Genomic DNA, 19,305 nt, shown 5'->3' with positions numbered 1-19,305 from the left:
TCTCGCTCAGACTACCGCGACGCCGCCCTTCTCCCTCGCCGCCAACCAGTCGGCGAGGGCCCCGGCCCAGACCTGGTAGCCCAGCTGCGACGGATGAAAGCCGTCGATGGCCAGGTAGCCCGGAAGCAGGTCCAGCGAGATCGGGCAGTAGCCTGCGCCGGTCGCGCCAGCGAGATCGCACAGCGCCTCGTCGAGCAGCCGCCCGCGCCACCCCAGCAGGGCCCGCAGCAACCCGGGCAAGGCGGAAAAATGCTGCAGCGGCGGCACCGCGGTGCAGGTCACCTGCGCGCCGGCCGCCTGGAAGCCGTCGATCAGGGCCGCGCAGTCGGCGCGCCAGCGTTTGAGGGAGCGCAGGCTGGTGGTGTCATTGACGCCGAAGACCAGGATCACCTGGTCGAAGAAACGTCCCGCCACCTGCGGTAGCAAGCGTTCGCGCGCCTCGCCGCTGGTGATACCGTTCTCGCCCAGCGCCTGCCAGGCCACCGGGCGGCGCAGACGCTCGCCCAGCGCCGCGGCCAGGCGGCCGGCCAGGGCGTAGTCCAGGCAACTGGCGCCGACCCCGGCCACTGTCGACTCACCGAACAACAGCAAGCGCAGCGGCTCTTCGGCACCGGCCCCACCGACCAGCCCTTCGCGAGGTCCCGCCGCGGGCGCCAGGCGCAAGGCTCGGCGGCGGGTGCGGATAGCCAGCGGCAGCAACGGCAGAGCCGCCGCCCACCAGGCCAGCGATGCCAGCCGGCGCATCTCAGAGTTCGACGCGAACCGCCTGGGCGGCCCGGGTCGCCTTGGCGCGGGCGGCGTCGATCGACTCGTCGCGCGCCAGGGCCACGCCCATTCGCCGCTGGCCATCCACTTCCGGCTTGCCGAACAGGCGTAGCGCCGTATCCGCCTCGCTCAGCGCGGCGCCGAGGTTGGCGAAAGCGACCTGCCGGGACTTGCCTTCCACCAGGATCACCGCCGAGGCCGACGGGCCGAGCTGGCGGATCACCGGGATCGGCAGGCCGAGGATCGCCCGCGCGTGCAGCGCGAACTCGGAAAGATCCTGGGAAATCAGGGTCACCAGGCCGGTATCGTGCGGACGCGGCGACACCTCGCTGAACCACACCTGGTCGCCCTTGACGAACAGTTCGACGCCGAACAGCCCGCGTCCGCCGAGGGCCTCGGTCACTGCCCGGGCGACCCGCTCGGACTCGGCCAGGGCCTGCGCGCTCATCGCCTGCGGCTGCCAGGACTCGTGGTAGTCGCCCTTGACCTGGCGGTGACCGATTGGCGCGCAGAAAGTGGTGCCGTCGACGTGGCGCACGGTGAGCAGGGTGATTTCGTAGTCGAAATCGATGAAGCCCTCGACGATCACCCGGCCCTTGCCGGCGCGCCCGCCTTCCTGGGCATAGTCCCAGGCCGCCTGCAGGTCGTCGGGGCCTTTCAGGACGCTCTGGCCCTTGCCCGACGAACTCATGATCGGCTTCACCACGCAGGGGTAGCCGACGCGCTCGACGCCACGGCGGTAGTCCTCGAAGGTATCGGCGAAGTGATAGGGCGAGGTCGGCAAGCCGAGCTCCTCGGCAGCCAGCCGGCGGATACCCTCGCGGTTCATGGTCAGTTGCGCGGCGCGGGCGGTGGGCACCACGGTGTAGCCTTCGGCCTCCAGCTCGACCAGGGTCGCGGTGGCGATGGCCTCGATCTCCGGCACGATGTAGTGCGGCTTCTCCTGCTCGATCACCGCGCGCAGGGCGGCGCCGTCGAGCATGCTGATCACGTGGCTGCGATGTGCCACCTGCATGGCCGGCGCGTTGCCATAGCGATCGACGGCGATCACTTCGCAACCCAGGCGTTGCAGCTCGATGGCGACTTCCTTGCCCAGCTCGCCGGAGCCACAGAGAAGGACGCGGGTCGCGCTCGGCGACAGGGGGGTACCGATACGGGTCATGGAAGAACCTCGGAAATGAAAGAAAACGGAATCCGCTTCAGGCGGAACCGCTGACCAGCCCTTGCGCCTTGGCGCGCTCGAAACAGCGACCGAGCACCTCGCGGCGCTCGTCGTTGCTCATCAGGCCCCAGCGGGTGATCTCGGCCGCCGTGCGCTGGCAGCCGATACAGATGTCCTGCTCGTCCAGCGCGCAGACATGCACGCAGGGCGAAGCCACCGGTCGCTCGTTCACGCCGGGTCCTCGACGAGGTCGCGGGCGTAACGGCGGGCATTGTGCACATAGTGGGCGGCGCTGGCCTCGAGCATTTTCTTCTGCGGCTCGCTCAGCTCGCGCACTACCTTGCCCGGCGAGCCCATCACCAGCGAGCCGTCGGGAATCTCCTTGCCCTCGGGAATCAGCGCGTTGGCGCCGATGATGCAGTACTTGCCGATCTTCGCCCCATTGAGGATCACCGCGTTGATCCCCACCAGGCTGTAGTCGCCCACGCTGCAACCATGCAGCATGGCGTTGTGGCCGACGGTGACGCCCTTGCCGAGGGTCAGCGGATAGCCCATGTCGGTGTGCATCACCGAGCCGTCCTGGACGTTGCTGTGCTCGCCGATATGGATCAGCTCGTTGTCGCCGCGCAGCACCGCGCCAAACCAGACGCTGGCGCCGGCATCCAGACGAACCTTGCCGATCACCGCTGCGCTGGGCGCGATCCAGCTGTCGGGATGGGTTTCGACGCGGGCATCGCCCAGGCGGTATTTCATCGTGATCTCCTCATGGCCGGGGTCTGCGCCCCGTCGGTCAACTCAGTTTGATGAACGAAGCCGGCGGCGTGTGCAGGTCGATGGGGTCGTCGTACAGCAGGTTGACCAACTCCACCACCATGATGGCCGTCAGGCCCCAGATCTTGAACTCGCCGAAGCGATAGCTGGGCACGTACCAGCTGCGGCCGAAGTAGTCGATACGGTGGGTGACCTCGCGCGGGTCGTCGCGAAAGAAACTCAGCGGCACGTTGAACACCGCGGCGATCTCGCCGTCGTTGGGCTGGTACTCGACGAAGTCGGGAATGAAGGCGACATAGGGAGTGACCTCGATGCCATGCCGCGAGACCAGGGTGCTCAGCGGCCCGACCACTTCCACCAGGCCCGGCGGCAAGGCGATCTCCTCCTCCGCCTCGCGCAGGGCGGTGCGCACCAGGTCGGCATCTTCCGGGTCGCGCCGCCCGCCGGGGAAGGCGACCTCGCCGCCATGGGTGGACAAACCGGCGGCGCGCAGGGTCAGCACCAGCTCCGGATCGTCGCTGCGGGTGATGGGCACCAGCACGGCCGCTTGGGGGAAGCGCTGGTCGGTATCCAGTTGGCGGGGGCGGTGCGCCTCGATGCGTTGGCGCAGCTCGTCGAGCGTGCAGTTCATACTGCCGGGGTTTCCGAGGTCTTGTCGTTTCCCCGAGATCATGGCACGAAAGCCCCGGCCAGCCCACCCCTCCCGCACGAGGCCTTGTCGCCTCCCGGCCAGCCGAGCAAGATAGGCCTTTCCCCGAAGAAGAACCTGGCATGAAATTCTGCAGCCTGTGCGGCGCCACGGTGGTCCAGCGCATCCCGGACGGCGACAACCGCCTGCGCTACGTCTGCGACGCCTGCCACACCGTGCACTACCAGAACCCGCGTATCGTCGCCGGCAGCCTGCCGGTGTGGGACGGCCGGGTCCTGCTCTGCCGTCGCGCCATTGCGCCGCGCCTGGGCTACTGGACGCTGCCGGCCGGCTTCATGGAGAACGGCGAGACCCTCGCCCAGGCGGCGGCCCGCGAGACAGAGGAAGAAGCCAACGCGCGGATCGGCGACCTGCAGCTCTATACCCTTTTCGACCTGCCGCACATCAGCCAGGTCTACCTGTTCTTCCGCGCCGAGCTGCTCGACCTGGATTTCTCCGCCGGCGATGAAAGCCTGGAGGTGCGGCTTTTCGACGAAGCGGAGATTCCCTGGTCGGAGCTGGCTTTTCCGACCATCGGCCGTACCTTAGAATGCTACTTCAGCGACCGCCGCGAAGGCTGCTTCCCGGTGCGCAACGAAGCCATTGCACCTATGCTGGCTTCCTATAAGAAAGACTGAACGCCAAACACTCGAACACCGCCGCCGTTGCGGCTCAAGGGAACATCGGGGATTTCACTTCCATGCGCTGGTTGCTTGCTTTGCTGTGCTTGACCTTCGCCAGTCTGACCCAGGCCAATGCCGCGCCGAGCCTGGAAGGCAAGGTGGACAAGGTCCTGGTGCTCAAGTCCGAGCGAAAACTGCTGCTCCTCAACAAAGGCAACGTCCTGAAAAGCTACCGTGTCTCGCTGGGCAAGCGCCCGACCGGCCCGAAGCTGGCCGAAGGCGACAACCGCACCCCGGAAGGCTTCTACTGGATCGACTGGCGCAAGACCAGCAACAACTACAACCTCTCCATGCACATTTCCTACCCCAACGCCCGCGACGTGGCCAAGGCCCGGGAAAAGGGCCTGCCGGCCGGTGGCATGATCATGATCCACGGCACCCCGCTGGATGACGAATACCCGGAGTGGTACTTCTCCACCCTGGACTGGACCAATGGCTGTATCGCCATGAACAACACCGACATGCGCGAAGTCTGGAGCGTGGTGAAAGACGGCACGCTGATCGAGATCCGCCCCTGACAGAACCAGGCTGATACCACTCGTCAGCCGTCAGCCACACCAGGAACGCCGCCGCGAGATTTTCCGGCGGCGTTTTCTTTTATCCGTCAAACCCTTGCATCCCTTACTCAGGCCAAGTCAATCGACGGGACGGCTGGCTGACGCGTGCGCGACGCACAACTGGCATTGACGTGGTATTCAAGTGGTATTAGTTTTCCCAGCATTACCGGGCGACAACAACACAATCCGCATCGGAACCTCTCATGAAGACAGCCCACGACCTGCTCCTGGCCCTGCGTCCCGACGAGGCGCAACCCACCCCCCTCTATCTGCAGCTGGCGCGCAATCTCGAGAGCGCGATCCATGCCGGCCAGTGGAAAGCGGAGGAAGCGCTGCCCTCCGAACGCAACCTCAGCGAAACCCTGAACATTTCCCGCGTCACCGCGCGCAAGGCCCTCGAAGTACTCTTCGAGCAGGGGCTGATCCGCCGCAACCAGGGCTCCGGCACCTTCATTACGCCGCGTCTCGAACAACCGCTGTCGCGTCTCTCCAGCTTCAGCGAGATGCTCCGCCTGAAAGGCTTCACCCCCGGCTCCACCTGGCTGGAGCGCGGCATCGCCCTGCCCACCCACGACGAACTGATCCGCCTCGGCCTCTCGCCGACCGAAAAGGTCGCGCGCATGAAGCGCCTGCGCAAAGCCGACGGCACGGTGATGGCGATCGAGAACAGCACCCTGCCGGCACGCCTGCTGCCGGACCCGACAGCGGTCGGCGATTCCCTCTACGAATACCTGGACGGCATCGGTCGCCCGGTGGTCCGCGCCCTCCAGCACGTGCGCGCGATCAACGCGTCCGCGTCCGATGCCGCGTTGGTCGGCATCGCGCCGGGCACCGCGATGCTGCTGATGACCCGGATCGGCTACCTCGAGGACAACACCCCGATCGAGCTGACCGACACCTACTGCCGCAACGACTACTACGACTTCGTCGCCGAACTGCGACGCTGACCGACACGGAGCCGCCATGCTCGAAGGCAACATTCTCACCCCGCAAGGCTGGGTCCTCGGCCGCCTACACATCCAGGACGGGCGTATCCAGCGGATCGAAGGCGAGCCCTGCGATCCGGCCGGCAACGCCGATCCGTACCTGCTGCCAGGCTTCATCGACCTGCATGTGCACGGCGGCGGCGGCCGCGACATCATGGAAGGCGGCGACGCCTTCGCCACCATCGCCCGCACCCACCGGCGCTTCGGCACGACCTCGCTGCTGGCCACCACCATGACCGCACCGCGCGAGGAGATCGCCGACATCCTCAGCCAGCTCGGCGCTTACTGCCGCCGCTCGCTGGAGGGCGGTTCACGGATACTCGGCGTGCACCTGGAAGGCCCCTACATCAACTCCGGCAAGCTCGGCGCGCAGCCCAACTTCGCCCATGCCGCGGTGCTCGAGGAAGTCGAGGACTACCTGCGCCGCGCGCCGATCCGGGTGATCACCATCGCCCCCGAGATCGCCGGACACCGGCCGCTGATCCGCGCCCTCGCCGAGCGCGGCGTACGCCTGCAGATCGGCCATACCCTGGGCAGCTACGAGGACGGCGTGGCCGCACTGGAAGCCGGCGCCAGCAGCTTCACCCACCTCTACAACGCGATGACCGGCCTGCACCACCGCGAACCGGGTATCGTCGGCGCGGCCCTGGCCCACGCACGCTACGCCGAGCTGATCCCCGACCTGCTGCATGTCCATCCCGGCGCCATCAGGGTGGCCCTGCGTTCGATCCCGTGCCTGTACTGCGTGACCGACTCCACCGCCGCCGCCGGCATGCCCGACGGCCAGTACAAGCTCGGCAGCCACACGGTGACCAAGTGCCTGGGCGGCGTGCGCCTGCCCGACGGCACCCTGGCCGGCAGCACCCTGACCATGGACCAGGCGCTGCGCAACCTGGTGAAGATCGGCCTGCCCCTGGCCGAAGCCTCGCAACGCCTTTCGCAATTCCCCGCCGATTACCTCGGCCTCGCCGAGCGCGGCCGCCTGGCGCCCGCAGCCTGGGCCGATGTGGTGCGCCTGGATCGCTCCCTGGAACTCGACGCCGTGATGGTGGAAGGAGAACTCGAATGACTTCGCTGATGCTCGAGGAAGCGCTCTCCGCCGCTGCGGTGGCGAGCCGTCAACTGGCCGTGCTCGACGCTTGCCTGCCGGCGCTTGGCCAGCGCCTGCGGGAGGTCGATCCGAACCTGGCGCTGACCGTCGCGCGCGGCAGCTCCGACCATGCCGCCAGCTACTTCGCCTACCTGGCCATGCAGCACGCCGGCTTGCCGGTGGCCTCGCTGCCCATGTCGGTAGTGACCCTGAACCGCTCGCCGCTGCGTGTCGCCGGGCAGGCCGTCTTCGCTTTCTCGCAGTCAGGACAGAGCCCCGATCTCGTGGACAGCCTGCGCATCCTGCGCGAACGCGGCGCCCTGGGCATCGCCCTGGTGAATGCCGAAGATTCGCCGCTGGAAGCCGCCAGCGAATTCGTCGTGCCGCTCTGCGCCGGCAGCGAGCGCAGCGTCGCAGCGACCAAGAGCTTCATCGCCACGCTCGGCGCCAGCGCCCGCCTGCTCGCCCACTGGCAGCGCGACAATGCCCTGCTGGCCGCCGGCCAGGGCCTGGCGGCCGGGCTGGAGCAGGCCGCCAGGCTCGACTGGTCGCCGGCCATCGAGGCCCTGCGCGACTGCCAGCGGCTGATGGTGATCGGTCGCGGCGCCGGCTACGCCATCGCCCAGGAGGCCGCGCTGAAATTCAAGGAAACCTCGGCGATCCAGGCCGAGGCCTTCAGCAGCGCCGAGGTCCGCCATGGACCGATGGCGCTGGTCGAGGAGCGCTATCCGCTGCTGGTGTTCGCTCCCCGCGGCCCGGAGCAGGAAGGCCTGCTGGCGCTCGCCGAGGATATGCGCCAGCGCGGTGCGCAAGTATTGCTCGCCGCCCCGGACGACATCGCCGAACGCGACCTGCCGCTGCAGCGCGCCGCGCATCCGGCGCTCGATCCGATCCTGGCGATCCAGAGTTTCTACGTCATGGCCGCCGGCCTGGCCGAAGCCCGCGGCATGGACCCGGACCAGCCACGGCACCTGAGCAAAGTCACCCGAACCCACTGAGCCCGAGCGCGCGCCCATGAACAACAAGAACCTCGCCCTCAAAGCGCCCCTGAGCGGCCCCGTGATGCCGCTCAACCGGGTACCCGACCCGGTGTTTTCCAGCGGCACCCTGGGCGAAGGCATCGCCATCGACCCACTCAACGACTGCCTGCACGCGCCCTGCGCCGGGCTGGTCAGCCACCTGGCGCGAACCCGCCACGCGCTCAGCCTGCGCGCCGACAACGGTGCCGAGCTGCTGCTGCACGTCGGCCTCGATACCGTACAGCTGCAAGGCGAAGGCTTCGAGGCGCTGGTCGAGGAAGGTGCGCGGGTGATCGAGGGCCAGCCGCTGCTGCGCTTCGACCTGGACCGCGTCGCCCGCGGCAGCCGCAGTCTGATCACGGTGATGATCCTGACCAACGGCGACGGCTTCCAGGTACGCCCGCTGACCACCAACCCGGTGGAGGTCGGCGCGCCGCTCCTGCAACTGAGTCCGGAGAAGGCCGAGCAACGTCCGGCCAATCCCGCGCCTGGCGAAGGCTCCGCGCAGCGCCAGGTCCGCGGGCGGGCGCGGGTCGCCCATCATGGCGGTCTGCACGCACGCCCGGCAGCGCTGCTACGGAAGACCGCGCAGGGCTTTTCCAGCCAGGCCGAACTGCACTTCGCCGGGCAGGTGGCCAGCGTCGACAGCCTGGTCGGCATCATGGGCCTGGGGGTCGCCGAACAGGACGAGGTAGAGGTGATCTGTCGCGGCGAAGACAGCGAGGCGGCCCTCGACGCCCTGCTCGCGGCCCTCGCCAGCGCCACCGCGGGGGCTCCGAAGGAGGCCCCGCGCGCCATCGCCCCGGGCGAGCCGGCGCGACCTGCGGCTGTCGCCGGTACCCTGGCCGGCGTCTGCGCTTCGCCCGGCCTGGCCAGCGGTCCCCTGGCGCGGCTCGGCGCCATCAGCCTGCCGGCGGATGACGGCCGGCATCGTCCCGAGGAACAGCACCTCGCCCTGGACCAGGCCCTGCAACGGGTGCGCGACGACGTACAGGGGAGCCTGCAGCAGGCCAGGCTCGGCGGCGACGAGAACGAAGCGGCGATCTTTTCCGCGCATCTCGCGCTGCTGGAAGACCCGGGTCTGCTGGACGCCGCCGACATGCTGATCGACCAGGGCGTCGGCGCCGCCCACGCCTGGCACCGGGCGATCCAGGCCCAGTGCGAGATTCTCCAGGCGCTGGGCAACCTGCTGCTGGCCGAGCGCGCCAACGACCTGCGCGACCTGGAAAAACGCGTGCTGCGGGTACTGCTCGGCGACACCGCGCCATTGCGGGTGCCTGCTGGCGCCATCGTCGCCGCCCGGGAGATCACCCCCTCCGACCTCGCGCCGCTGGTGGATGCCGGCGCGGCTGGCCTGTGCATGGCCGAAGGCGGCGCCACCTCCCACGTGGCCATCCTCGCCCGCAGCAAGGGCCTGCCGTGCCTGGTGGCGCTCGGCGCCGGGCTGCTGGAGCTGGAGGAAGGCCGGCAGGTGGTGCTGGACGCCGGCCAGGGCCGGCTGGAACTCAGCCCCGACGCTCGACGCCTGGAGCAGGTCGCCTTGCAAGTGGCGCAGCGCGAGGAACAACGCCGCCGCCAGCAGGCCGATGCGCAGCGCGAGGCGCTCACCCGCGACGGCCGGCGCATCGAGATCGGCGCCAACGTCGCCTCGCCGCGCGAGGCCGCCGAAGCCTTCGCCAACGGCGCCGACGGGGTCGGCCTGCTACGCACCGAGTTTCTCTTCCTCGAGCGCCGCGCCGCGCCCGACGAAGAGGAGCAGCGCAACGCCTACCAGGAGGTCCTGGACGCCATGGGCCAGCGCAAGGTGATCATCCGCACCATCGATGTCGGCGGCGACAAGCACCTCGACTACCTGCCGCTGCCGGTGGAAGAAAACCCAGCACTGGGCCTGCGCGGCATCCGCCTCGGCCAGGCGCGCCCGGAGCTGCTCGACCAGCAGTTGCGCGCGCTGCTGAGGGTCGAACCACTGGAACGCTGCCGGATACTGCTGCCGATGGTCAGCGAGGTCGACGAACTGCGCGCCATCCGTCGCCGCCTCGGCGAGCTGGCCACGCAGTTGGGGATCGAGCGCCTGCCCGAACTCGGGGTGATGATCGAAGTGCCCTCCGCCGCCCTGCTCGCCGATCAACTGGCCGAACACGCCGACTTCCTCTCCATCGGCACCAACGACCTGTCGCAGTACGCCCTGGCCATGGACCGTTGCCACGCCGGCCTGGCCGACCGCATCGACGCCCTGCACCCGGCGCTGCTGCGGCTGATCGCCCAGACCTGCGCCGGAGCAGCCCGCCACGGCCGCTGGGTCGGCGTCTGCGGTGCGCTGGCCTCGGACCCACTGGCGACACCGGTACTGGTCGGCCTCGGGGTCGAGGAATTGTCCGTCGGGCCGAGCCTGGTCGGCGAGATCAAGACCCGGGTGCGCCAGCTCGACGCCGCTGAATGCCGCCGCCACGCCCAGGCGCTACTGGACCTGGGCAGCGCCCGGGCGGTGCGCGACGCCTGCCTGCAACACTGGCCGCTGGCCTGACAAGAACAATCGGAGACCACCGCCATGCCCCCGTTCCTGATCGAAAGCCTGCAACGCCTGGGCCGCGCCCTGATGCTGCCGATCGCGATCCTGCCGATCGCCGGCCTGCTGCTGCGCCTGGGCGACGTCGACCTGCTCGACATTCCGCTGGTCCACGACGCCGGCAAGGCGATCTTCGCCAACCTGGCGCTGATCTTCGCCATCGGCATCGCCGTCGGTTTCGCTCGCGACAACAATGGCACCGCCGGCCTCGCCGGCGCCATCGGCTACCTGGTGATGATCTCGGTGCTCAAGGTGATCGATCCGGGCATCGACATGGGCGTGCTCTCCGGCATCATCAGCGGCCTGGTGGCTGGCGCCCTGTATAACCGCTTCAAGGACGTGAAGCTGCCGGAATACCTGGCGTTCTTCGGCGGCCGCCGCTTCGTGCCGATCGCCACCGGGATCAGCGCGGTCTGCCTGGGCCTGCTGTTCGGGGTGATCTGGCCACCGCTGCAACAGGGCATCAACGGCCTCGGCCAACTCATGCTGGAAAGCGGCAGCTTCGGCGCCTTCGCCTTCGGCGTGCTGAACCGCCTGCTGATCGTCACCGGGTTGCACCACATCCTCAACAACCTGGTGTGGTTCGTCTTCGGTAGCTTCACCGACCCGGAAACCGGGCGCGTCGTCACCGGTGACCTGGCGCGCTATTTCGCCGGCGACCCGAAGGGCGGCCAGTTCATGGCCGGGATGTTCCCGGTGATGATGTTCGGCCTGCCCGCCGCCTGCCTGGCGATGTACCGCAACGCCCGTCCGGAGCGGCGCAAGCTGATCGGCGGGCTGCTCCTGTCGATGGCCTTGACCGCCTTCCTCACCGGCGTCACCGAGCCGGTGGAGTTCGCCTTCATGTTCCTCGCGCCGCTGCTCTACCTGCTGCATGCGCTGCTCACCGGCCTGTCCATGGCCCTCACCGACCTGCTCGACATCCGCCTCGGCTTCACCTTCTCCGGTGGCGCCATCGACCTCGCCCTGGGCTGGGGCCGTTCCACCCACGGCTGGATGCTCTGGCCGCTGGGCCTGCTCTATGCCGGCATCTATTACCTGGTGTTCGACTTCTGCATCCGCCGCTTCAACCTGAAGACCCCGGGCCGGGAAGACGACGCGAGCAGCGAATCGGGCGACAACGCCGAAGCCGAGCGCGCCCCGGCATTCATCCGCGCCCTGGGTGGCGCAGCCAACCTCGAAGTGGTGGACGCCTGCACCACGCGCCTGCGTCTGCGCCTGGTCGACCGCGACAAGGCCTCGGACGCCCAGCTCAAGGCCCTCGGTGCGATGGCCGTGGTACGTCCGGGCAAGGCCGGCAGCCTGCAGGTGGTGGTCGGCCCACAGGCCGACAGCATCGCCGACGAGATCCGCCGCGCCCTGCCCTTCGATACGCAACCGGGCGAAGCCGTACCGCCGCTGGGCAGTCCGAACGCAGCCGAAGAAGTGGTGTCGATGCAGGCCACCGTCGACGCCGCCGAAGCCCAGGCCTGGCTCGGCGCCCTCGGCGGCGCCGGCAACCTGCGCGAGGTACGGGACGTCGCACTGACCCGCCTGCGGGTCAGCGTGGCGGACGAACGCAAGCTGGCCACCGAGCAACTGCGTCGTCTCGGCGGACAGGGCGTCAGCTCCCTCGCCGGCGGCATCTGCCATATCCTGGTGGGCCCCCGCGCCGCGGCCCTGAGCCAGGCCCTGCAACCGCTACTGCGGCGCTGACGGCAGGAGGGCTGGACCTCGGCCAATCGGCGGATAACCGCCAAGCGGTTATTCGCCCTACGCCACAGCTCCCCCGTTCGGGTTCGATAATCGCGAAGCGGTTGTTCGCGCCACGCCACAGCCCCGGGTCGGGCTCTCCCCGTGAGGCGGATAACGAAAAGGGCGGCAACTGGCCGCCCTTCTTGCTTGTCCGAGGAAAACTCAGAAGACCATGTCGGTCAGGCGCCAGACTTCGTAGGCCGGGGTCTCATAGGGATGCGCCGCCTTCAGCGCCTTGACGCTGGCGTGGATGAGCTCGTCGGCCACCACCAGCTCCACTTTCCACTCCGCCACGTGCTCGACCTGGCCGACCTGGCCCAGGTAGGGTTGGCTACCGTCCAGGGGCCGGAACTGGCCCTGGCCAAGGGACTGCCAGCAGCAACTGTCGTACGCCCCGATGCGCCCGCCACCCGCGGCGAACACCGCTTGCTTGACGACATCCAGATGGCTCTCAGGCACATAGAAACACAGCTTGTACATCGTTTTCTCCGCACGAATCGAATGCTGCACGAGGCGGTCGGTGGTTGTGCGACTGCCGACGCCAAATAATGGCACTTTGCCTTGACATGATGAATATTTGACGCTGCCTTTACGACAGATAAGCGCAACATTTGTTCGCTCGTCACAACACCTTCGTGCGGGCGTTCACAGATTTACGCTCAGCCGCGGAAACGCCGCCACCTGGCCTTCAGCCCGGAGGCGGAAGGCGCATGGCTGCCGTCGCAATACGGCAGGTCGGCGGAGCGCCCGCAGCGGCACAACAGCAACAGGCGCTCGCGGGTCGCGTGGAGCGTCAGGCCGTTGCGGCAGTCGGCGGGACAATCGGGAAGCGAAGCCGAAGCCCCGCAGGTACAGAGCCGCAAGGTGTCGCCGGGAGAGACCCGGCGAACCTCGGGAAGAAGGTCGGGCGACGAGTTGGAGTCCGCATCGCCCGCCATGCCGGATCAGTCCACCCAGACCCGGGCGTTGCGGAACATGCGCAGCCAGCCGCCGTCTTCCTGCCAGTCGTCCGGACGCCAGGAATTCTGCACGGCGCGGAACACCCGCTCGGGGTGCGGCATCATGATGGTGACCCGGCCGTCGCGGCTGCTCAGCCCGGTGATGCCGCGCGGCGACCCGTTGGGGTTGGCCGGGTAGGCTTCGGTGACCTTGCCGTGGTTGTCGACGAAACGCAGCGACACGCAGCCGGAAAGGTCGGCCTCGAGCAACGCTTCCTCCGACTCGAACTCCGCATGGCCTTCGCCATGGGCGATGGCGATCGGCAGGCGCGAACCGGCCATGCCCTGCAGGAAGATCGACGACGACTCCTGCACCTGGACCATCGCCACCCGCGCCTCGAACTGCTCGGAACGGTTGCGCACGAAGTGCGGCCAGAACTCGGTGCCGGGAATCAGCTCGTGCAGGTTGGACATCATCTGGCAGCCGTTGCAGACGCCGAGGGCGAAGCTGTCCTTGCGCGCGAAGAACGCCTGGAAGCCATCGCGGGCGCGGGCGTTGAAGAGGATCGACTTGGCCCAGCCCTCGCCGGCGCCGAGCACGTCGCCGTAGGAGAAGCCACCGCAGGCCACCAGGCCCTTGAAGGCGTCCAGGTCGACCCGCCCGGCGAGGATGTCGCTCATGTGCACGTCGATCGCGGCGAAGCCGGCGCGGTCGAACGCCGCGGCCATCTCCACCTGGCCGTTGACGCCCTGCTCGCGGAGGATCGCCACTTTCGGCCGCACGCCCTTCTTGATGTAGGGCGCGGCGATGTCGTCGTTGACGTCGTAGCTGAGCTTGATCGACAGCCCGGGGTTGTCTTCGTCCAGCAGCGCGTCGAACTCCTGCTCGGCGCAGTCGGCGTTGTCGCGCAGACGCTGGATCTGGTAGCTGGTCTCGCTCCAGATGCGTTGCAGGATGCGGCGCTGGGCGCTGTAGACGGTCTCGCCGTTGTAGTTCAGGTTGATCTCGTAGCCGTTGACCGGCTGGCCGATCACCGCCACGCAGTCGTCGAGACCGGCGGCGCTGAACTGCGCGAGGACTTCCGGAGTGGCGCCCTCGCGAACCTGGATCACCGCGCCCAGTTCCTCGCTGAACAACACGGCCGCCAGCTCTTCGCGGCTATCGGCCAGGGCATCGAGGTTCAGCTCGACGCCGCAGTGACCGGCGAAGGCCATCTCCAGCACGCTGGTGATCAGGCCGCCGTCGGAACGGTCGTGGTAGGCGAGGATATGGCCGTCGGCATTGAGTCCCTGGACCACCGCGAAGAAGGCTTTCAGGTCCTCGGCGTCGTCGACGTCCGGCACGGCGCGGCCGAGCTTGCCGTGGACCTGGGCCAGGATCGAGCCGCCGAGACGGTTCTTGCCGCGGCCGAGATCGATCAGGATCAGGTCGGTCTCGCCCTTGTCCAGGCGCAGTTGCGGGGTCAGGCTCTGGCGCACGTCGGCGACCGGGGCGAAGCCGGTGACGATCAGCGAGACCGGAGAAGTGACGCTCTTGTCCTCGCCATTGTCCTGCCAGCGGGTCTTCATGGACATCGAGTCCTTGCCCACCGGGATGGTGATGCCCAGTTCCGGGCACAGTTCCATGCCCACGGCCTTGACCGTGTCATACAGGCGCGCGTCCTCGCCGGGGTGGCCGGCGGCGGCCATCCAGTTGGCGGAAAGCTTGATGTCGGACAGCTTGCCGATACGCGCGGCAGCCAGGTTGGTGACCGTCTCGCCGATGGCCATGCGTCCGGAAGCCGGGGCGTCCAGCAGCGCCAGCGGGGTACGTTCGCCCATCGCCATGGCCTCGCCGGTGTAGACGTCGAAGCTGGTGGCGGTGACGGCGCAGTCGGCCACCGGCACCTGCCAGGGCCCGACCATCTGGTCGCGGGCCACCAGCCCGGTGATGGTGCGGTCGCCGATGGTGATCAGGAAGCTCTTGCTAGCCACGGCGGGATGGCGCAGGACGCGCTCGACGCTTTCCTGCAGCTCCAGCCCGGCGGCGTCGAAATCGTCGCCCAGCTCGGCCTCGCGGGTGACCGCGCGGTGCATGCGCGGCGCCTTGCCGAGCAGGACTTCCAGCGGCATGTCCACCGGCTTGTTGTCGAAATGGCTGTCGGCGACGGTCAGCTGGCGCTGCTCGATGGCCTCGCCGACCACCGCGAACGGGCAGCGCTCGCGCTCGCAGATGGCCTTGAAGGTCTCGAAGTCGGCGGCGTCCACCGACAGCACGTAGCGCTCCTGCGACTCGTTGCACCAGATTTCCAGCGGGCTCATGCCCGGCTCGTCGTTGGGCACCGCGCGCAGCTCGAAGCGACCGCCGCGGCCGCCGTCGTTGATCAGTTCCGGCAGGGCGTTGGACAGGCCGCCGGCACCGACGTCATGGATGAAGCTGATCGGGTTGCGCTCGCCGAGCTGCCAGCAGCGGTCGATCACTTCCTGGCAACGTCGCTCCATTTCCGGGTTGTCGCGCTGCACCGAGGCGAAGTCGAGGTCGGCGGAGCTGGCGCCGGTGGCCATCGAAGAGGCGGCGCCGCCGCCCAGGCCGATCAGCATGGCCGGGCCGCCAAGGACGATGAGCTTGGCGCCGACGCTGATCTCGCCCTTCTGCACGTGTTCGTCGCGAATGTTGCCCATGCCGCCGGCGAGCATGATCGGCTTGTGGTAGCCGCGCACTTCCTCGCCGTGAGGGGTAGCGATCTTCTGCTCGAAGGTACGGAAGTAGCCGGTCAGCGCCGGACGGCCGAACTCGTTGTTGAACGCGGCGCCGCCCAGCGGGCCCTCGACCATGATGTCCAGCGCGGTGACGATGCGCTCGGGCTTGCCGTAGGGCACTTCCCAGGGCTGTTCGAAACCGGGGATCTGCAGGTTGGACACGGTGAAGCCGGTCAGGCCGGCCTTCGGCTTGGCGCCGCGGCCGGTGGCGCCCTCGTCGCGGATCTCGCCGCCGGAACCGGTGGAGGCACCGGGGAACGGCGCGATGGCGGTCGGGTGGTTGTGGGTCTCCACCTTCATCAGGATCTGCACCGGCTCGCGGCTGGCGGCGTATTCGCGGGTCTGCGGATCGGGGAAGAAACGCCCGGCGACATGGCCGACGATGACCGCGGCGTTGTCCTTGTATGCGGACAGCACGCCTTCGCGGTTCATCTCGTAGGTGTTCTTGATCATGCCGAACAGGCTCTTGTCCTGGGCCTGCCCGTCGATGTCCCAACTGGCATTGAAGATCTTGTGCCGGCAATGCTCGGAGTTGGCCTGGGCGAACATCATCAGCTCGACGTCGTGCGGGTTGCGCCCCAGTTCGCCGAAGCTCTTCAGCAGGTAGTCGATCTCGTCCTCGGCCAGGGCCAGGCCCAACTCGACGTTGGCCTTCTCCAGCGCGGCGCGACCGCCGCCAAGCACGTCGACGGCGGTGAGCGGGCGGGGCTGCGCATGGCTGAACAGCTCGGCGGCGCCTTCCAGGCGGTCCAGCACCAGTTGGGTCATGCGGTCATGCAGGCGGGCGGCGACCTGCTGGGCGTCGCTCTCGGACAGTTCGCCCTGCACATAGTAGGCAATGCCGCGCTCCAGCCGGTCGATCTTCGCCAGGCCGCAGTTGCGGGCGATGTCGGAGGCCTTGCTCGACCACGGCGAGATGGTGCCGAAGCGCGGCACCACCAGGAACAGCCGTCCGCTGGGCTCCTGCACCGGCACGCTCGGGCCGTATTTCAGCAGCCGCGCCAGCACCTGCTCCTCGTCGGCGGTGAGCGCGCCGGTGACGTCGGCGAAATGCGCGAACTCAGCGTACAGCCCGGTAACGGCAGGTACGTGCTGGGTCAGTTGCTCGAGCAGTTTGCCGTGGCGGAAAGCGGAAAGGGCGGGAGCGCCGCGCAGGATCAGCATTGTCGGAACAGCCTCTGGAGACGGGAAGGTGTGGGGGCCGGCCGGGCCGGCCCGCAGAGGCCGTGCATTCTACCGTAAAGCACCGTCCGGCGGCACCCGCGCCGATGGCTATCGCATAGCCCTCCATCGGATCCGCGGCGGCCCGCTTCGAAGCACTTCGAGAACGGCGCCGCAGCGCTCTGCGACGGGGCAAGCGAAACGGCGGACGAACGGTATCCCGGCGATAGCAGAGAAGGTCCCGGCTGTCGAGATATGGCGCCGTCTCGCCTTTGCGTATACTGCGCCGATGTTTGCCCTGACCGCGTACCGCTTACGTTGCGCCGCCTGGCTGTTGGCGACCGGCATCTTTCTGCTGCTTGCGGGCTGTAGCGAGGCGAAAGCCCCTACCGCCCTGGAGCGCGTGCAGAAGGAGGGCGTACTGCGCGTGATCACCCGCAACAGCCCGGCCACCTACTTCCAGGACCGCAACGGCGAAACCGGTTTCGAATACGAACTGGCCAAGCGCTTCGCCGAGCGTCTCGGCGTCGAGCTGAAGATCGAGACCGCCGACAACCTCGACGACCTCTATGCCCAGCTTTCCCGCGAGGGCGGCCCGGCGCTCGCCGCGGCCGGCCTGACCCCGGGACGCGAAGACGACGCCAGCGTGCGCTACTCGCACACCTACCTCGACGTCACCCCGCAGATCATCTACCGCAACGGCCAGCAGCGCCCGACCCGCCCGGAAGACCTGGTCGGCAAGCGCATCATGGTGCTCAAGGGCAGCAGCCACGCGGAGCAGCTCGCCGAGCTGAAGAAGCAGTATCCCGAACTGAAGTACGAAGAATCCGATGCTGTCGAAGTGGTCGACCTGTTGCGCATGGTCGACGTCGGCGACATCGACCTGACCCTGGTCGACTCCAACGAACTGGCGATGAACCAGGTGTACTTCCCCAACGTCCGCGTCGCCTTCGACTTCGGCGAAGCCCGCGGGCTGGCCTGGGCCTTGCCGGGGGGCGACGACGACAGCCTGATGAACGAGGTCAACGCGTTCCTCGACCAGGCCAAGAAGGAAGGCCTGCTGCAACGCCTGAAGGACCGTTACTACGGGCATGTCGACGTACTCGGCTACGTCGGCGCCTACACCTTCGCCCAGCACCTGCAGCAACGCCTGCCGCGCTACGAAAGCCACTTCAAGCAGAGCGGCAAGCAACTGGATACCGACTGGCGCCTGCTCGCCGCCATCGGCTACCAGGAATCGCTGTGGCAGCCCGGCGCCACCTCCAAGACCGGCGTGCGCGGCCTGATGATGCTGACCAACCGGACCGCCCAGGCGATGGGCGTGTCCAACCGGCTCGACCCGAAGCAGAGCATCCAGGGCGGCAGCAAGTATTTCGTGCAGATCCGCAGCGAACTGCCCGAGAGCATCAAGGAACCGGACCGCAGCTGGTTCGCCCTGGCCGCCTACAACATCGGCGGCGCGCACCTGGAAGACGCGCGCAAGATGGCCGAGAAGGAAGGCCTCAACCCGAACAAGTGGCTGGACGTGAAGAAGATGCTGCCGCGCCTGGCGCAGAAGCAGTGGTACGCCAAGACCCGCTACGGCTATGCGCGCGGCGGCGAGACCGTGCACTTCGTACAGAACGTGCGGCGCTACTACGACATCCTCACCTGGGTGACCCAGCCGCAGATGGAAGGCAGCCAGATCGCCGAGAGCGGGTTGCACCTGCCCGGCGTGAACAAGACGCGCCCGGAAGAAGACAGCGGCGACGAGAAACTCTAGCCGCCCCCTCCCCTCAGGATTCTCCGTCGCTTGCCAGCCAGGCGGCGTGCTCGCGCACATCGGTCGGCCAGCCGGCGATCCGCTCGGCGAAGCCCTCGCGATCCCCGGCGAACAGCGCCCGCGTCGCCTCCTCGAAGCCCGGCAGGTCGCCGGCCATCGCACTCATGAAATGGTAGGCGCGCTCCTGCGCCTGCCGCGCACGCCCGGACTGGCTGCGGCGCGCCTCCTCGACCAGCTTGCGCAGCGCCACCGAGGCGCCCCCGGGCTGCGCGGCGAGCCATTCCCAGTGGCGCGGCAACAAGGTCACCTCGCGCGCCACCACGCCCAGCTTCGGCCGCCCGCGCCCGCGCGGCGCGGCCTCCTCCGCCGGTTGCCGCTCGCCTGCGACGACCAGGCGCGCCAGCAGGTCCTCGCTGGAACCACGGATATCGAGATCGACGGAGCGCCCAGTGGCATTGTCGAATACCAGCAGCGGTCCGGCTGCACCGCCGGCGACCGCTTGCTTCAAGGCCAGCGCGACCTCCGGCAGCGCCGCCGTCAGCAGCCGGCGCGTGCCGTCGAAGCAGGTGAAGGATTGGATGTATGGATCATTGGCCATGACAGGCTCCCATGGATGGAACGCCCGAATAATACCCGGATATAAATAGAGCGACAATATTATCCGGATAAAATAAATCCCATGAA

17 protein-coding genes are annotated in these 19,305 nt (G+C 68.2%); 8 read left to right on the top strand and 9 right to left on the bottom strand.

Features of this window, described 5'->3' with window-relative positions:
• Positions 1 to 6: 6 nt before the first annotated feature.
• The 5 genes from ACM0M4_RS07190 to ACM0M4_RS07170 are packed head-to-tail and all read right to left on the bottom strand — an operon-like array spanning position 7 to position 3,329.
• Positions 7 to 744, bottom strand: a complete 738-nt coding sequence (locus ACM0M4_RS07190) for an SGNH/GDSL hydrolase family protein (protein ID WP_221345514.1) — start codon at positions 742 to 744, stop codon at positions 7 to 9.
• 1 nt (position 745) lies between these two features.
• On the bottom strand, positions 746 to 1,927 hold the full coding sequence (gene purT, locus ACM0M4_RS07185; RefSeq protein WP_003092658.1) for a formate-dependent phosphoribosylglycinamide formyltransferase: 1,182 nt from the start codon (positions 1,925 to 1,927) through the stop codon (positions 746 to 748).
• 37 nt (positions 1,928 to 1,964) lie between these two features.
• Positions 1,965 to 2,159, bottom strand: a complete 195-nt coding sequence (locus ACM0M4_RS07180; protein ID WP_003092660.1) for a DUF1289 domain-containing protein — start codon at positions 2,157 to 2,159, stop codon at positions 1,965 to 1,967.
• A complete protein-coding gene (locus ACM0M4_RS07175; RefSeq protein ID WP_003092662.1) occupies positions 2,156 to 2,680 on the bottom strand; it encodes a gamma carbonic anhydrase family protein in 525 nt (174 codons plus the stop codon). The genes ACM0M4_RS07180 and ACM0M4_RS07175 overlap by 4 nt, the downstream gene beginning before the upstream one ends.
• Before the next feature lie 37 nt (positions 2,681 to 2,717).
• Positions 2,718 to 3,329 carry a CoA pyrophosphatase gene (locus ACM0M4_RS07170; protein WP_003092664.1) on the bottom strand — a complete coding sequence of 204 codons (612 nt, stop codon included), beginning with the start codon at positions 3,327 to 3,329 and terminating at the stop codon, positions 2,718 to 2,720.
• Between the two features lie 140 nt (positions 3,330 to 3,469).
• Between ACM0M4_RS07170 and ACM0M4_RS07165 the strand changes: the two genes are divergently transcribed.
• The 7 genes from ACM0M4_RS07165 to nagE all read left to right on the top strand — a co-directional run bounded on the left by ACM0M4_RS07165 (position 3,470) and on the right by nagE (position 11,982).
• The gene (locus ACM0M4_RS07165) at positions 3,470 to 4,024 is read left to right on the top strand and encodes an NUDIX hydrolase (protein ID WP_115288722.1); all 555 of its coding nucleotides are present in this window, start codon (positions 3,470 to 3,472) and stop codon (positions 4,022 to 4,024) included.
• A gap of 62 nt (positions 4,025 to 4,086) precedes the next feature.
• Positions 4,087 to 4,587 (top strand): L,D-transpeptidase family protein, encoded by a 501-nt coding sequence (locus ACM0M4_RS07160; protein ID WP_003092667.1) that lies wholly within the window; start codon positions 4,087 to 4,089, stop codon positions 4,585 to 4,587.
• Between the two features lie 242 nt (positions 4,588 to 4,829).
• Positions 4,830 to 5,573, top strand: coding sequence for a GntR family transcriptional regulator (locus tag ACM0M4_RS07155; RefSeq protein ID WP_003092669.1), 744 nt, complete (start codon positions 4,830 to 4,832; stop codon positions 5,571 to 5,573).
• A gap of 16 nt (positions 5,574 to 5,589) precedes the next feature.
• A complete protein-coding gene (gene nagA, locus ACM0M4_RS07150; protein WP_003113826.1) occupies positions 5,590 to 6,681 on the top strand; it encodes an N-acetylglucosamine-6-phosphate deacetylase in 1,092 nt (363 codons plus the stop codon).
• Positions 6,678 to 7,700, top strand: coding sequence for an SIS domain-containing protein (locus tag ACM0M4_RS07145; RefSeq protein WP_034018914.1), 1,023 nt, complete (start codon positions 6,678 to 6,680; stop codon positions 7,698 to 7,700). Before nagA ends, ACM0M4_RS07145 begins: the two co-directional genes overlap by 4 nt.
• 16 nt (positions 7,701 to 7,716) lie before the next feature.
• The gene (ptsP, locus tag ACM0M4_RS07140; RefSeq protein ID WP_042930787.1) at positions 7,717 to 10,245 is read left to right on the top strand and encodes a phosphoenolpyruvate--protein phosphotransferase; all 2,529 of its coding nucleotides are present in this window, start codon (positions 7,717 to 7,719) and stop codon (positions 10,243 to 10,245) included.
• A gap of 24 nt (positions 10,246 to 10,269) precedes the next feature.
• Positions 10,270 to 11,982, top strand: coding sequence for an N-acetylglucosamine-specific PTS transporter subunit IIBC (nagE, locus tag ACM0M4_RS07135; RefSeq protein WP_003117449.1), 1,713 nt, complete (start codon positions 10,270 to 10,272; stop codon positions 11,980 to 11,982).
• Positions 11,983 to 12,183: 201 nt separating this feature from the next.
• Here the strand turns inward: nagE and ACM0M4_RS07130 are convergent, their stop codons facing one another.
• From ACM0M4_RS07130 to purL, 3 genes are all read right to left on the bottom strand, one after another.
• Positions 12,184 to 12,501 (bottom strand): Nif3-like dinuclear metal center hexameric protein, encoded by a 318-nt coding sequence (locus tag ACM0M4_RS07130; protein WP_003092679.1) that lies wholly within the window; start codon positions 12,499 to 12,501, stop codon positions 12,184 to 12,186.
• A gap of 179 nt (positions 12,502 to 12,680) precedes the next feature.
• Positions 12,681 to 12,959 carry a CDGSH iron-sulfur domain-containing protein gene (locus tag ACM0M4_RS07125; RefSeq protein WP_003113822.1) on the bottom strand — a complete coding sequence of 93 codons (279 nt, stop codon included), beginning with the start codon at positions 12,957 to 12,959 and terminating at the stop codon, positions 12,681 to 12,683.
• Between the two features lie 6 nt (positions 12,960 to 12,965).
• A complete protein-coding gene (gene purL / locus ACM0M4_RS07120; RefSeq protein WP_221345513.1) occupies positions 12,966 to 16,862 on the bottom strand; it encodes a phosphoribosylformylglycinamidine synthase in 3,897 nt (1,298 codons plus the stop codon).
• Positions 16,863 to 17,148: 286 nt separating this feature from the next.
• Between purL and mltF the strand changes: the two genes are divergently transcribed.
• Positions 17,149 to 18,621, top strand: coding sequence for a membrane-bound lytic murein transglycosylase MltF (mltF, locus tag ACM0M4_RS07115; RefSeq protein WP_003104806.1), 1,473 nt, complete (start codon positions 17,149 to 17,151; stop codon positions 18,619 to 18,621).
• Positions 18,622 to 18,634: 13 nt separating this feature from the next.
• Here the strand turns inward: mltF and ACM0M4_RS07110 are convergent, their stop codons facing one another.
• On the bottom strand, positions 18,635 to 19,219 hold the full coding sequence (locus ACM0M4_RS07110; RefSeq protein ID WP_054376256.1) for a DUF2239 family protein: 585 nt from the start codon (positions 19,217 to 19,219) through the stop codon (positions 18,635 to 18,637).
• Positions 19,220 to 19,305 lie beyond the last annotated feature (86 nt).

This window comes from Pseudomonas sp. 18-147, assembly GCF_051048045.1.
GTDB classification, from domain to species: domain Bacteria; phylum Pseudomonadota; class Gammaproteobacteria; order Pseudomonadales; family Pseudomonadaceae; genus Pseudomonas; species Pseudomonas aeruginosa.
Note: the sequence above shows the minus strand (reverse complement) of the source record. Positions and strands in the feature narration are given on the sequence as shown.

Excerpts from the sequence above, each read along its gene's own strand:
- ACM0M4_RS07130 (WP_003092679.1), bottom strand. The coding sequence starts at position 12,501 with ATGTACAAGCTGTGTTTCTATGTGCCTGAGAGCCATCTGGATGTCGTC.
- ACM0M4_RS07190 (WP_221345514.1), bottom strand. The coding sequence starts at position 744 with ATGCGCCGGCTGGCATCGCTGGCCTGGTGGGCGGCGGCTCTGCCGTTG.
- nagE (WP_003117449.1), top strand. The coding sequence starts at position 10,270 with ATGCCCCCGTTCCTGATCGAAAGCCTGCAACGCCTGGGCCGCGCCCTG.
- purT (WP_003092658.1), bottom strand. The coding sequence starts at position 1,927 with ATGACCCGTATCGGTACCCCCCTGTCGCCGAGCGCGACCCGCGTCCTT.
- ACM0M4_RS07125 (WP_003113822.1), bottom strand. The coding sequence starts at position 12,959 with ATGGCGGGCGATGCGGACTCCAACTCGTCGCCCGACCTTCTTCCCGAG.
- ACM0M4_RS07110 (WP_054376256.1), bottom strand. The coding sequence starts at position 19,219 with ATGGCCAATGATCCATACATCCAATCCTTCACCTGCTTCGACGGCACG.
- ACM0M4_RS07175 (WP_003092662.1), bottom strand. The coding sequence starts at position 2,680 with ATGAAATACCGCCTGGGCGATGCCCGCGTCGAAACCCATCCCGACAGC.
- mltF (WP_003104806.1), top strand. The coding sequence starts at position 17,149 with ATGTTTGCCCTGACCGCGTACCGCTTACGTTGCGCCGCCTGGCTGTTG.
- ACM0M4_RS07155 (WP_003092669.1), top strand. The coding sequence starts at position 4,830 with ATGAAGACAGCCCACGACCTGCTCCTGGCCCTGCGTCCCGACGAGGCG.
- nagA (WP_003113826.1), top strand. The coding sequence starts at position 5,590 with ATGCTCGAAGGCAACATTCTCACCCCGCAAGGCTGGGTCCTCGGCCGC.
- purL (WP_221345513.1), bottom strand. The coding sequence starts at position 16,862 with ATGCTGATCCTGCGCGGCGCTCCCGCCCTTTCCGCTTTCCGCCACGGC.
- ACM0M4_RS07165 (WP_115288722.1), top strand. The coding sequence starts at position 3,470 with ATGAAATTCTGCAGCCTGTGCGGCGCCACGGTGGTCCAGCGCATCCCG.
- ACM0M4_RS07170 (WP_003092664.1), bottom strand. The coding sequence starts at position 3,329 with ATGAACTGCACGCTCGACGAGCTGCGCCAACGCATCGAGGCGCACCGC.
- ACM0M4_RS07145 (WP_034018914.1), top strand. The coding sequence starts at position 6,678 with ATGACTTCGCTGATGCTCGAGGAAGCGCTCTCCGCCGCTGCGGTGGCG.
- ptsP (WP_042930787.1), top strand. The coding sequence starts at position 7,717 with ATGAACAACAAGAACCTCGCCCTCAAAGCGCCCCTGAGCGGCCCCGTG.
- ACM0M4_RS07160 (WP_003092667.1), top strand. The coding sequence starts at position 4,087 with ATGCGCTGGTTGCTTGCTTTGCTGTGCTTGACCTTCGCCAGTCTGACC.